Here is a 13464-nt window from a genome sequence, read left to right as displayed (position 1 = left end):
GCAAACGCATTTATGTGTCAGTGAGCCTTATTGTAATTAGGCAATGAAAGAAAAAAATACATTATGGAAAACCAGTAGTGCCAGTGTCACAGTGCTACTGGTTTTGCCGATCTTAGCCATCTTTATTACCGCTGCGGGACAAAGTGATGAGGTTTTTTCTCATCTCATGTCAACCGTGATGCCCACCTATACCTTTAATACCGTCGTATTAACGTTCAGTGTGATGGGGCTTTCTTTACTATTTGGCATTCCCAGTGCTTGGTTAATGGCGATGTGTAAGCTGCCTACCGAACGCATTTTACAATGGGCTTTGGTGTTACCACTTGCGATGCCCGGCTATATTATCGGTTACATCTTTACCGGTTGGTTTGACTACGCAGGCCCAGTGCAAGTGTTACTTAGAGATATTACGGGTTGGGGCGCAGGTGATTACTGGTTTCCCGACATTCGCAGTTTGGGCGGGGCAAGCATTGTGCTTGCGCTGGTGCTTTATCCATATGTTTACCTACTGTGCCGTGCAGCATTCATGGAACAAAACGTCTCCTTATTGCAATCCGCTCGTCTATTAAAATGCTCTCCGTGGCAGAGTTTTCGTCTGATTTCACTACCGCTTGCACGGCCCGCGATGGCGGTTGGCCTCTCCTTAGTGGCGATGGAAACGGTGGGTGATTTTGGTACGGTGAGTTACTTTGCCGTTAATACCCTAACGACTGCGGTGTATGACACTTGGCTCGGTTATTCTAATTTGAATGCGGCAGCGAAAATATCCGCCATCATGTTGGTGATTGTATTATTACTGCTGAGCGCAGAGCGCTATAGCCGTCGTAAACAGAAATTATTTCAAAGCCAATTTAACAGCCATGAAGATTTTCGCTATCAGTTGCAAGGGTGGAAAAAATGGGCCGCTTTGTGTTGGTGTTGGGGGCTAGTTGCGCTCGCGTTTCTTCTGCCTTTATTGCAGTTGGTCTCATTCGCTTATCACTATTTTGCGAAAAGTTGGACTTCGGAGTTCCAAGACTTTGCGATCAATAGCTTAACGGTTTCGTTGACGACAGCGCTGGTGGCGGTGTTGATTGCTTTGGTCGTGAATTTTTGCCATCGGTTGAACTCCAATGGAGTGACTTTAGCCTTTATGCGCTTGTCTTCTATGGGTTATGCGGTTCCCGGAACCGTGTTAGCGATTGGTGTGATGGTTCCGGTGCTGTTTATGGATCATTGGGTCAATGATGTTGCTAAAGCGATGCAATGGGGGCGACCGGGTCTTATCTTTTCTGGTTCGATGTTTGCTATTATTTTTGCTTTAGTGGTGCGTTTTTCGGCCGTGGCGATTGGTAGCATAGAAAGTAGCCTCAATAAAGTCTCACCTTCTTTGGATATGGCGGCTCGAACTATGGGTTATCGATCGAACGCTATGCTGTGGCGAGTTCATCTGCCATTGATCCGCCGTGGTACGCTTATCGCTGGGTTGTTGGTGTTTATTGAGTCAATGAAAGAGCTGAATGCCGCTTTGTTATTGCGTCCGTTCAATTTCGAAACCTTGGCGACCTATGTTTATAACTACGCATCGGATGAACAATTAGAAGTGGCTGCTTTGCCTGCGATACTCTTGGTCGCGGTTGGTTTAATTCCGCTTATCGTCGTTAACCGTTCACTGGAGCAAAATCACTGATGAGTTGTGCGCTGTCTATTCATGATTTGACTTGCAAATATGAAAACCAAACGGTTTTACAATCGCTGTCGCTGGAAGTCAAACAGGGAGAAATCGTCTGTTTATTAGGAGCAAGTGGTTGTGGGAAAACGACCTTATTGAAAGCTATTGCGGGTTTGCTGCCGCTTAGCTCTGGGGTGATGAGCCTTAATTGTGTAACGATTGATGATGGTCAACATTGGTTGCCACCGGAAGCGCGAAACATAGGGATGATTTTCCAAGATTATGCGCTATTTCCTCACTTAACTGTTGCGGAAAATATCGCGTTTGGATTGCGTCAACTCTCTCAAACCCAGCGTAAAGCGAAAGTCGAAGAGATGTTGTCATTAGTGCATTTGGTGGGGCTGGGAAATCGTTATCCTCATCAACTATCGGGTGGGCAGCAGCAGCGAGTGGCGATTGCTCGCTCCTTAGCGTATAAACCGGATCTACTCCTGCTTGATGAGCCGTTTTCCAACATCGATACCCAAGTTCGCCATGAGTTGATCGGTGAAATTCGCAACATTTTTAAAAAGCAGGGTGTGACGGCTATTTTTGTGACCCATAGCCGCGAAGAAGCTTTTGCTTTTGCTGATAAAATGGCGGTAATGAACCACGGTGTGATTGAGCAATATGGCACCGCATCAGAGCTGTACTACCAACCGTCGAGTAAATTTGTGGCCGATTTCTTGGGTGGTGGAAGTTATTTAAGCGCCAAACGAATTTCAGAATGGCAATTTGAGACCGATTTAGGCGTGGTTGACGCCAAAGCTCAGCAACCCATAGAGCTTGAAGCTAAATGCGAATTACTACTGCGGCCACAACACATTCAAATTAGTGCGCAGCAAGAGAGCAAAGTCCGCGTGTTAGAGCAGCAATTTATGGGCGATCACTGCCGTTATGTGATTGATGCGTATGGCAGTAAGTTGCTGGCGAGTTCTTCACAGCCGTTGAGTGTTGGGCAAAATGTTGCAGTCAGCATTGATACGCAAGGTGTGTTGGCTTTTTAAAAAAAGCCCGGCGTGACGCCGGGCAAGTGTTCTGCATCGATATACCTACAACCTCTTCATACTGTGCGGGTATAGCGACTCAAATTTGAGTCGAAGTGGGTAAAAGCTATAACGATAGAAAATCTTTCACCTGTTGAAGAACACGTTCTGCAGTGTCTTTATCCGCCATTTCGGCAAAAATGCGTAGCAATGGTTCAGTACCAGAGAAACGAGCAATAACCCAGCCGCCGTTTTTGAAGTAGACTTTGGCTCCGTCTTCGTAACTGACTTTCTCAATCTCATACTCAAATTGAGGCAACTGTTTCTCAACGTAAATTTTGTTATACAACGACTCTTTTTGTGCGGCTTTAAATTTGCAGTCACCTTCTGCGGTGTAGGCGTAACCGTATTTCGCGTAAATTTCCCCCAGTAATTCGGAGAGTTTTTTACCTGTCACGCTGATCATTTCAACCAACAAACTCGATGCAAAAACCCCATCTTTACCTTTGATGTGTCCACGAATGGTTAAACCGCCGGAGCTTTCACCACCAATCAGTGAATCATCCGCTTCCATTTGTGAGCTGATGTGTTTAAAGCCAACGGGGACTTCAAAACTTTTCTCATCGTGGTCAGCGGCAATTTTATCCAGTAGGTGGGTGGTGGCGATGTTACGCACCACGGATCCTTTCCAGCCCTTATATTCAAGCAGGTAGTAGTAAAGCAGGATCAGTACTTCATTAGGATGGATGAAGTTGCCTTTCTCATCAATAATACCAAGTCGGTCTGCATCACCGTCGGTACCTATCCCAATATCGTAACCTTCTGCGGCCACTAAATGTTTGAGACGATAAAGAGTCGCTGCATTAGGGGAAGGCATTAAACCGCCAAAATCGGGGTTTTTGCCATCATTGATCACATCCACATCGCAGCGGCCATTGATCAGAACCGTCTGCAATGCATTTTTCGCGACGCCAAACATAGGGTCAATCAACACACGTAGGTTGGCTTTTTTGATCGCTTCAATATCGATAAAGTTGATGATTGAATCGACAAATTCATTCATTGGGTTGATGATGACAATCGATTTATCTTGCAGCGCTTGTTCAAATTCGACGTGTTTTACATCGGCAAGCGTCAGTGACGCGATTTGTTGTTCAATCTTTTGTGTGATCACTTCATCAGCGTCTCGTCCACCTTCAATGAACACTTTGATGCCGTTGTAGTCCGCAGGGTTGTGAGATGCCGTAATACACGCCGAATAGGCGCAATTCATCTCTTTGGCCTTGAACATCACAATTGGGGTAGGAACAAACTTATCGATAAAACTTACCACCACGCCATTTGCTGCTAAGACTTGCGCAAACCAACGTGCGGCTTTGTCAGAAAGAAAGCGGCGGTCGTAGCCGATAACGAACCCGTTGTTAGCCACATTTTCGTGGTTAATGATGTTGGCAAGTGATTGAGCCACTAGACAGACGTTGTCTTTGGTAAACTCTTCACCAATAAAGGCGCGCCAGCCACCTGTACCAAATTTGATCATAATAAAATCCTTGTGGGACGAATGTTGAGCCTCAGCTCCTTCGCGCTGAGGCTCAAATCGCGTTAACCGAGAATAACCACTACATCGTTGACACTGCCTTGTGCCATGACAGGAATCACGCCTTCTACTGCTTCGCCATTCACTGTGATTGTTTTCACCCCTTTACTGACGGAGTTCGGGTTTTGCACTGTGATGTTGTAAGTCGCGCCGCGCCATTGGCGAGTGACTTCAAAACCAGGCCAATTGGTAGGAATGCATGGGTCGACGAAGAGGCCATCAAAACCGACACGAACACCCAAAATGAAGTTGGTGACGGCAAAGTAGGCCCAACCAGACGTGCCTGTTAACCATGGATGGTTCGCACGGCCGTGATCTTGGTGATCACGTCCCATAATGAACTGCACGTATGAGTAAGGTTCTGCAATGCGTTTTTCAATGATGTCATTTTGGTTATAAGGGTTTAATGCGTCGTAGAACTTCATGGCTCGATCGCCACGGCCGAGCTTCGTTTCTGCAACCCATGCCCAAGGGTTTGGATGTGAGAAAATAGCGCCATTTTCTTTAACACCTTGATAAACACGAGTAACGAAACCGATGTCATCATTAGGGGTTGAGAAGGACGGTGCATTCAGATGTAAGCCGTATTCGGAGAATAGATTCTCATCAACGGCATCCATCGCTTTTTCACCACGCTCTTGCGACACTGCGCCCGATAAGACGGCAAGTGTGTTTGATTCAAGGTGAACTCGACCTTCGGTTTGCTGAGCAGTTCCTATCTTGTCGCCATTTTTCGTCAGGCCACGGATATACCAGCCACCTTCTTCATCCCAAAGGTGAGTTTCACAAGCTTCACGTACGTTCGCCGCCATTTCGCTATATTTCGCAACATCCTCTGCATTGTCACGGTATTTTGCAAGGTCGATAAACTCTTGCAGCGCCCAAAAGTGGAGGAAAGAAACCATAGATGATTCGCCACCACCTAAGTTCAAGCAGTCGTTCCAGTCAGCACGTAAGCCTTTGCAGATACCTGTTTGCCCCACGTATTCTGCCGAGAAGTTAAGCGCCGCCTTCATGTGTTCGTAAACCGTTGCATTGCCACCATCGGCGTAAGGGATCACTTCATCAAAGAAGGATGTTTCACCCGTTTCCATCACGTATTTACAGATGGTTGGAACGAGCCAGAGATGATCGTCAGAACACGTATCTTCAATGCCGTGGATCTTATCTTCATCACTTGGTGTTGGTACAACGGTTGGCGATTTTGATGGTTTGACATCCGCTTTTTCTGGATCAAACCAGTCCGGATCAAATAGGTGCAGGCCATAGCCCGCCTTGACTTGACCACGAAGTAGATCAACCAAGCGTTTACGGGTCATCTTCGGGTTTGCGTGCGGTACTGAAATGGCATCTTGCGCCGTATCACGGTAACCAAGGCCAGTACGACCGCCCACTTCAATGAAAGAGGCAAAGCGAGACCACACTACACACGTTTCCGCTTGATAAAGCGTCCAAGTGTTGATCATGGTATCAAGGCCTTCATTCGGTGATTTTACTTGGAATTTCGCGCAACGTTCATCCCAATGCGCTTTGATCCCAGCAAAAGCGGCATCGACATTAACCAAGTCTTGGTACTTAGCTCGCAAACGCGCGCCATTGCCTTTACCAACTCCCAAAATATAAGCAAAGCGAACTTCCTCACCCGGTTGGATCACAAACTGTTTGTGCAGCGAACCGCAATGGTTGTAGCAGGTTTGCGCGCTGTTCGAGCAGTGACCACGTTCTACTGCAATGGGATTGGATTCGTCACGATATAAACCAAGGAAAGTATCGCGTTGGCCATCATAAGAGTCTGGATCAAACGTCGAGGCTAAGTAGTAAAAGCCTTCGAAATCATTGGTGTTGTAGTAAAGATCGTACTCAATCACACCCGCGTGATAAGCGGTACCTGCAGAGTAAAGCGACATTTGATGGTTTTGGTTATCGGATTGAATGTGACTAAAAGAGAATTCAACAAACGAAAAAGCGCTGATAGTGCGAGTCTCAGTGGAATCGTTTTTAATGACGACATCCCAAATTTCAGCATCTTCGCCTTTCGGTACAAACAGAGTTTTAGTGGCAGTAATGCCGCTGTATTCACATTTGAATTTGGAGTAAGAGAGGCCGTGGCGGACTTCATACTTCGCTTCTTCTAAGCTTTTTGCTACGGGTTGCCAAGAAATAGACCAATAGTCGCCAGTTGCATCGTCACGTAAGTAAACATAGTGCCCCGGGCGATCAAAAGAAGCGTTCGGGCGAAATTTGGTAACACGGTTATATTCTGGTGAATTGTAAAAAGAGTAACCGCCCGCGTTATGAGAGATCACGGTGCAGAATTTTTCTGTCCCTAAGTAGTTGGTCCAAGGCGCTGGAACGTCAGGGCGTGTGATGACATATTCACGATTGTCGTTATCGAAATAGCCGTATTTCATTGTCATTTCCTTTTAAACAAACTGCGTCTTTTGCAGCCAAAAATTATGCTAGTGAAAACCAAGGAGAGGCAATGCCGACTCCAAGTGTTGTGTTTATTTCCATGGTGCTCGGTAACGGATGCCTTGCTTGTCCAACATAGGCAGATGTCCTTTGAGCCGTGACAGATAATCTTGCCAATCACGATGCACTTTATGAGTCCATCCTGCTTCGGCGAGTGCAGTTAAGCGTGGATAAAGCATGTATTCCATACGCTGTGGGTTATTGATTAATTCACACCATAAAGCGCACTGAATACCGAGAATTCGCTTACGGAGTGGATCGTTTTCGGGCACTTCGGCTAAAGGTTCATAGCGATAGGCTTTTTCTAATGGGGTAACACCTGCCCAGTCAACGCCCGGTTCTTCTGGCGCATAATCTTGAGCAATATCCAGATAGGTGTACTGACCGGGTTGTAAAATCACATCAAACCCTTGTTTCGCGCAGTTCAATGCCGCCGCTTCAGAAAGCCAAGAGTAGATAACGGTATCTTTACTGACCTTATTGCCATGATGTGCTTCTTCCCAGCCGACCATGCGTTTGCCAAGCGTACGCAGTTTTTGTTCGGCATAACGCAATAAGTGTCCTTGTAATTCTTTGGCCTCGGTATAGCCATTATCAGCCATCAGTTGTTGACATTTAGGGCTGTTAATCCAGACCCCATCGGGCACTTCGTCGGCACCAATATGGATAAAGGGGGATGGAAATAGCTCAGAGACTTCTTGCAAGACGATATCTAAGAACTCATACGTACCTTCAAGGGCGGGGGAGAGGACGTTATCGTTGTAATATTGAATGCTGCGATAGTGTGATTGATCCTCTTCATCGGCCAGCAGATTAGGCAGAGATTTGATCGCGGCGCGGCAATGTCCGGGAACATCAATTTCTGGGATCACTGTGATACCACGCTCTTGAGCGTATGCGATAACCTCTTTGATCTCTTGTTGTGTATAGAAACCACCGTGGCGCTGCGTTAACAAGCTGTATTGAGGTTCGAGCACTTCATCAACCCCTCGCCATGCACCGATGTCGGTGAGTTGTGGCAGTGCTTTAATTTCGATACGCCATCCTTCATCATCGGTCAAATGCCAATGGAACGTATTGAATTTGTAATGCGCTAATTGGTTAATAAGTCGCTTAACTGTCTCGATTCTATGAAAATGGCGCGCACAATCGAGCATCATGCCTCGGTACTTAAAGCGTGGCGCATCACTGATTTTGACGCAGGGGACTAACCAGGATTGATCTTGAACTTGAATCAACTGCAACAGGGTCGCGCTAGCATACATAAAGCCTTGATGGCCACTCGCCTCTAAGCGAATGCCGGTACGATCGACGTTGAGTTGATACGCGCCCTCGTCAAAGGTCGGGTTAGTGCGGTAGATAATATCAGCGCTGCCAATGGGTTTGGGCTGAAAATCAAATATACGGTTGAGTTCCTGTTGTAACCAAGTCGCAGCTTGCTCAGCGCACGTGGATTGCAAGGTAATCTGGCTCGAAGTCGTTAAGGTGTAATGCCCTGTGCCGGATTCAATCTTGTTTGGTAATGGAATGAGGCTGAGGCTCGAAGCTTCTGCTACAGGTATTTCACTGCGCTCACGATAAGGCGAGGCGAGAGCAATCGGGGTTACGATCACATCATGACGTTCGATCGGTTGCTCGCCATTGCATTGAACAAAGGCGTGCTTTACGCCATCAGTGTAAAAATGGAAAGGAGCGGTTTTGATGCTAAATTCACAGTAAAAATGCGAGTTTGCAGCAAGCACGGTCATATCTGGCGCTAATGAGCAGAAACTGCCTATTTGCACTACGTTGCCATGGGTGATGCTGTCTGGCTGAATGAAGCGATCAATCACAAAATGTAACGACCAGTCTTTTAGGTCTTGATCGCTTAAGTTATGGAACGTTAAACCAAAACGGCAAAATTGCTTCTGTTCTGAGAGTACCGCAAAGTCAATTCGATAGCTCATAGTGATTCCTTAATACAAATTATGCTCGGCTTTGCCGGCAAACATAATCGCGCCTTCGATAGCGTCGAATTGAGGTTGAACAATCCACTGTTGTACCGGTGGAGAAAGCCAATACAAGATACGCTCTGCAATGCTACCCATGAGGCAGATCCGCTTGGCTCCTTTGTTATGAAGAGCGACAAGAAACATTTCGATGTCTGCCGCGGTTTGTTTGAGAAGCTCGATCGCCAGCGCATCACCTTGTTGCGCTAGAGAAAAAATAACGGGAGAGAACTGGCCATAGTCGCGTGGGAGTGCAGTTTTTGACCATTCGACAATCTGATCAACATCGTGGTTAAAATGTTGCATCACATGAGCGCTTAATAATGAAGGCTCGCCGATGCCATCCTCAATGAGCAGCACGCGCTGGATTAGGCGTAAACCCATGATGGCACCACTGCCTTGATCGGATATAGGAAACTCTCGTCCCCCCACCACATGCTGCTGCCCTGCGTGTAAAAATAGGCCACAAGAGCCCGTTCCCGCGATCATAATTGCGCCATCGTCGCCATTATGAGCACCAATACAGGCACCATAAGCATCTGTGTTGAGCGTTAGTGAAGCAAAAGGATGTGTCTGAGACATAAACGCATGCCATGCGGATTTTTGTTCAGCGCCAGCCAGAGCAAGACCCACGTGCATCTGAGCAAAATTCTCTTTCGTCAGCCCGCTTTGGTGCGCCGCTTGAGTAATTGCATCAATGATCGCCTGCATGGCAAGTTCCACACCCAATAAAATATTGGCGCTACCGCTTTTCGCTTCACCTAACAGCGCGCCTTGCTCGTTGCGGATGCGTGCGCGACATGATGTGCCACCTCCATCAATACCGACATAATAAAAAGTCATGATTGCCTCTCTAAGTCTGGTGTTGAGAAGTGGCAAAACTGGGTTGTGATGGCCAGCAGATACCAAGCACCATGAGGAATCCATTGCTCAGCCCAACGCCAGTTTTGCATCATGTCATCCTTCTGTTTCGCTGGGTTGAAAGCGATATCTTCTTCATCTTCAAAACCGCCTGTAATGCCATTACACACTCCCCCTTTGGCATTAAAAAAGCCTAGGTGGGGGAGGTAGTCTGGATTGTTGCGACCGTGCCCATCGAGCATGCACATATCGTATGGATTTAATCCGACAATCCAGTTCAATGCGTTTTGTGCAAAGGTGGTTAAAGGGGCATGCAGATCCGCGTTGACGAACGCTTGGGCGCGATAAGCCATACACGCGAGCGATCCTAAACGCGCATTTTCGCCTTGCCACCAGTAGCCGGATTCATTGTCGTGAGCGACAAAAAATGCGCAGCGTTTGTCGCCATTCACTGGTTTTACATATTGGCGTGGGTAGCCAAATGGGTTACTGACTTGATGAGTGATGGTGAGCTCAAAGCGGCAAGCATTCTCAATCACTTGAACGACTGATTGTTTGCGGTGTTCTTCTGTTTCAATCTCGAGATATTCGCACAGTGCAATCACTGGTAGTCCAGCTTCGGCGGCGTGATAATAAGGACGAGAGGCATCACTATTGGCTGCCCAATAATGAGCGATGTTAGCGTCGCTGTGTTGATAAGCGCATAACCTTTGTGCCCAAAGACGACACTCAAGTAGATAATTTGCTTGATGAGTTGAGCGGTAGAGTTCGACCGATGCAAGCAGAGCGCAATAGGCATCAATGATGTTTTCTTGGCCATCGTCGAGATAGCGCGTGTTATTTTCTTTTAAATGCCAGTAACCATGCTCCGCCGCTGTTAAATAGTGTTCTGAGGTGAAATCACCGTGAACATCTAAACGTGCTGCCACCGCAAGAGCGGCAATCGCAATACCGCCCCCTTGACGAAATCCTGCTTGATAATCGTCAGACTTGTGGCCGGATTGAGTAGCATAGGCGCAGATCTCTCGCTGCTTAATGTCCTTGCTCCATTTGTCAAAGACCGTTGTATAAAAGAACCCCTCGGAGTTTTGCATGCGGATCAGAAAATCAGCACCAAATAACGCCTCTTCCTTAAGGCGAGTGCGAGAAAATGCAGCAAAACTCGAGTGGTGTTCTAGTTGTGCCAATCCCTTTAGCATATTCCAAACCACCATTGGGGTTTGTTGAGGGTTTAAATAGTTGGCGTAAGAAAGGTGACTCAGATACTTACTGACGTCACCGGAAGCGTCGTACCAGCCACCGTGTACATCGGCAGTGGTTGATGTACCAAGCAGTGGTACGAGCTTATCTTGCTGGTCGAAAATGCCACCACAACGTTGTGATTTGAAGTAGTGCAATACATCAGAAAACGTTTTTTTCATCAGTATCCCTTCACCAATTTCAAAAATAGGGGAGTGGGTATTTTCAAAACGCAGGTAATACTGTCCTGAAGTGGTGTATTGAGAAAAGTCGATCGTATAAAAGCTACCTAAATGCCAATGTGCGACTTTAGCTTGTGGTTCAACAACGAAAGTCGACACCGTTTGATGGCTGTTTGCACAAACAAGCAGGGCGATATCGGAAGAAACACGGAGCGTGTTACTCATTAGTATCGCCTGTTTGGGCCCTTGTGGCTCATAACCAATATGGTTAATCAGTAGCAGCATTAAACATCTCCAAGCCAGATCTTTGATTTCCCGCCAGCACTCAACCCGTCGGGGGCGTGTGCTGACTTTGTTTTATATTTTTACCTAAGATATTGAAGCCGATGAGGTTATGTCAGCGGCTTCAATCGCTTAAGGTGTGCGTTAGTGATTATTCAAATAAGTAACAACGAACAAAGTGGTTATCAGACAACTGAGTCACCGCTGGAAGTTGTTCACGACATTTGTCACTCGCCTGCATGCATCGACCAGCAAAAGGGCAGCCTGTTGATACCGGGGTCCAAAGTGGAATTTCGCCTTTGTTCCCTTTGAGCTTCTCGTGTATCGATTTACTAGGATCGGGCACCGCGGAAACCAATAGTTGGGTATATGGGTGCTGAGGATCGTGAATGATCTCTTCGGTATCGCCCCATTCCACCATATGTCCGACGTACATGACGGCTAAGTCTTCGGCGATGTAGCGTGCGGTGGCGATGTCGTGTGTGATATAAAGCAGCGACATCTGCTTTTCAAACTTCATCTCTTCCATCAGGTTGAGAACACCCGCACGAATCGACACATCCAACATGGAGGTTGGTTCATCAGCCAGTACCACTTCGGCACCAACCGCGATATTACGCGCTAAGTTGACACGTTGGCGCTGTCCACCAGACAACTGGTGCGGATATTTCGCGGCTGTTTCTTTTGGTGGAATAAGGCCGACTTGTTCCAGTAAATCGTGAACGCGTTCTTCTAACTCTCTCTTATTACCTGACGTCACTTTTTTATGGATAAGCAGTGGACGAGCAATATGATGAAAAATGGTATGAGTTGGGTTGAGTGAGCCAAACGGATCTTGCCATACCATCTGGACGCCTTCGCGATAGTGCATCAGGTCACTGCGTGAAGTGATGTCTAAAATATCGCGTCCTTTGTATTCAATTACACCGGATGTTGGTGCGTACATTTTGGCAATCATTTTAGCGGTTGTTGATTTGCCAGAGCCTGATTCACCCACGACAGCCAAGCCGCGGCTTTTGAACATTTTGAACGATACGTCGTTGATCGCTCGCATCATAGGTTGTTTTAGGGTGTTACTGTTGATTGGAAAATCTTTAACTAGATTTTTCCCCTCAACCAGTAATTCACCGAAATTTTTGCTCATAATTGTCTCCAGAAATTTTTGTAATACAGCTTGTGCTCTACAGTTTCACTTGAGCAATTGGGTCACCGTAAAGGTGGCAACTGGAGAAGCGTCCAAGCTCTATTTGGCGCAAACTCGTTGGAATTTTGGTGCAAGCTTCATGTACGCGATCGCAACGAGCTTGGAAGCGACAACCTTGAGGTATATCCAATAAGTTCAACGGGTTACCTGGTATTCCAGTTAACTTCGTTTTAGGGCCTGTCAGTGGAGGGAAAGAACTACCCAGCCCTTTGGTATAAGGGTGGAAAGGGCTTTCCAGAATCTGTTTAGAAGGAGCCACTTCAATTAATTCACCGGAATACATGATGCCAATCCGATCGGAGAACTCGACCATCAAGGACAAATCATGGGTGATGAACAAGATAGAGAAGCCAAACTCTTCTTTCAGCGCATAGATTTTTTGCAATATTTCACGCTGGACAACCACATCAAGTGCCGTAGTCGGCTCATCCATAATGATCATTTTAGGATTGAGCGCGAGAGCAATTGCAATCACCAAGCGCTGACGCATCCCCCCTGAGAATTGGTGTGGGTAATCGTTTAAGCGACTTGGGTGAATATCGACAATTTCTAACAAACCTTCAGCGCGGCGTTTAGCTTGTTCACGAGTCATGTTGGTATGGCGCATGATCACGTCACAAAATTGCTCTTCCATCGTCAATACTGGGTTCAAAGCGTTCATCGCACTTTGAAACACCATCGACATTTGGCTCCAGCGAAAGGATTGCATGCGTTCATCGCTGTATTTAATGATATTTTCACCATTAAAAATCACTTCTCCACCAGTAATAAACGCGGGCGGCTTATGCAGACGCATCAGTGAAAACGCGATAGTTGATTTACCACAGCCAGATTCACCAGCAAGGCCAAATACTTCGCCAGGTGCAATGTCAAAACTGACGTTGCTGCATGCTCGAACATCACCGGCGTCGGTAATGTAGTCAACGCATAGGTTACGGATTGAAATAAGTGGGTTTGTCATGA

At 46.7% G+C, this 13464-nt stretch carries 9 protein-coding genes; 2 read left to right on the top strand and 7 right to left on the bottom strand.

Translation table 11 applies throughout. The features are described 5' to 3' along the window. Positions 1-43 precede the first annotated feature (43 nt). Positions 44-1669 (top strand): ABC transporter permease, encoded by a 1626-nt coding sequence (locus AACU59_RS05885; RefSeq protein ID WP_094145348.1) that lies wholly within the window; start codon positions 44-46, stop codon positions 1667-1669. Then, on the top strand, positions 1669-2697 hold the full coding sequence (locus AACU59_RS05880) for an ABC transporter ATP-binding protein (RefSeq protein ID WP_094145346.1): 1029 nt from the start codon (positions 1669-1671) through the stop codon (positions 2695-2697). The genes AACU59_RS05885 and AACU59_RS05880 overlap by 1 nt, the downstream gene beginning before the upstream one ends. 106 nt (positions 2698-2803) lie before the next feature. On the opposite strand, the gene AACU59_RS05875 is transcribed toward AACU59_RS05880, so the two are convergent. The 7 genes from AACU59_RS05875 to AACU59_RS05845 all read right to left on the bottom strand — a co-directional run bounded on the left by AACU59_RS05875 (position 2804) and on the right by AACU59_RS05845 (position 13462). Continuing rightward, a complete protein-coding gene (locus AACU59_RS05875; protein WP_013857648.1) occupies positions 2804-4216 on the bottom strand; it encodes a phosphoglucomutase/phosphomannomutase family protein in 1413 nt (470 codons plus the stop codon). 62 nt (positions 4217-4278) lie between these two features. Then, positions 4279-6684 (bottom strand): GH36-type glycosyl hydrolase domain-containing protein, encoded by a 2406-nt coding sequence (locus AACU59_RS05870; protein WP_094145345.1) that lies wholly within the window; start codon positions 6682-6684, stop codon positions 4279-4281. 93 nt (positions 6685-6777) lie between these two features. After that, positions 6778-8691: a beta-N-acetylhexosaminidase gene (locus AACU59_RS05865; RefSeq protein ID WP_094145343.1), complete on the bottom strand. Its 1914-nt coding sequence runs from the start codon at positions 8689-8691 to the stop codon at positions 6778-6780. Positions 8692-8700: 9 nt separating this feature from the next. Beyond that, on the bottom strand, positions 8701-9576 hold the full coding sequence (locus tag AACU59_RS05860) for an N-acetylglucosamine kinase (protein ID WP_017045861.1): 876 nt from the start codon (positions 9574-9576) through the stop codon (positions 8701-8703). Further along, on the bottom strand, positions 9573-11300 hold the full coding sequence (locus AACU59_RS05855) for a glycoside hydrolase family 9 protein (RefSeq protein ID WP_094145342.1): 1728 nt from the start codon (positions 11298-11300) through the stop codon (positions 9573-9575). Before AACU59_RS05855 ends, AACU59_RS05860 begins: the two co-directional genes overlap by 4 nt. A 148-nt stretch (positions 11301-11448) precedes the next feature. Further along, a complete protein-coding gene (locus AACU59_RS05850; protein WP_013857643.1) occupies positions 11449-12441 on the bottom strand; it encodes an ABC transporter ATP-binding protein in 993 nt (330 codons plus the stop codon). 37 nt (positions 12442-12478) lie between these two features. Then, the gene (locus tag AACU59_RS05845; RefSeq protein ID WP_013857642.1) at positions 12479-13462 is read right to left on the bottom strand and encodes an ABC transporter ATP-binding protein; all 984 of its coding nucleotides are present in this window, start codon (positions 13460-13462) and stop codon (positions 12479-12481) included. Positions 13463-13464: the final 2 nt, after the last annotated feature.

The sequence above is a fragment of the Vibrio sp. V23_P3S9T160 genome, from assembly GCF_963886625.1.
In the GTDB taxonomy this organism is placed as follows: Bacteria; Pseudomonadota; Gammaproteobacteria; order Enterobacterales; family Vibrionaceae; genus Vibrio; species Vibrio anguillarum.
Note: the sequence above shows the minus strand (reverse complement) of the source record. Positions and strands in the feature narration are given on the sequence as shown.

Bases quoted from the DNA above. Each gene is read 5' to 3' on its own strand.
- AACU59_RS05855 (WP_094145342.1), bottom strand. From the start codon at position 11,300: ATGCTGCTACTGATTAACCATATTGGTTATGAGCCACAAGGGCCCAAA.
- AACU59_RS05870 (WP_094145345.1), bottom strand. From the start codon at position 6,684: ATGAAATACGGCTATTTCGATAACGACAATCGTGAATATGTCATCACA.
- AACU59_RS05880 (WP_094145346.1), top strand. From the start codon at position 1,669: ATGAGTTGTGCGCTGTCTATTCATGATTTGACTTGCAAATATGAAAAC.
- AACU59_RS05885 (WP_094145348.1), top strand. From the start codon at position 44: ATGAAAGAAAAAAATACATTATGGAAAACCAGTAGTGCCAGTGTCACA.
- AACU59_RS05845 (WP_013857642.1), bottom strand. From the start codon at position 13,462: ATGACAAACCCACTTATTTCAATCCGTAACCTATGCGTTGACTACATT.
- AACU59_RS05860 (WP_017045861.1), bottom strand. From the start codon at position 9,576: ATGACTTTTTATTATGTCGGTATTGATGGAGGTGGCACATCATGTCGC.
- AACU59_RS05850 (WP_013857643.1), bottom strand. From the start codon at position 12,441: ATGAGCAAAAATTTCGGTGAATTACTGGTTGAGGGGAAAAATCTAGTT.
- AACU59_RS05865 (WP_094145343.1), bottom strand. From the start codon at position 8,691: ATGAGCTATCGAATTGACTTTGCGGTACTCTCAGAACAGAAGCAATTT.
- AACU59_RS05875 (WP_013857648.1), bottom strand. From the start codon at position 4,216: ATGATCAAATTTGGTACAGGTGGCTGGCGCGCCTTTATTGGTGAAGAG.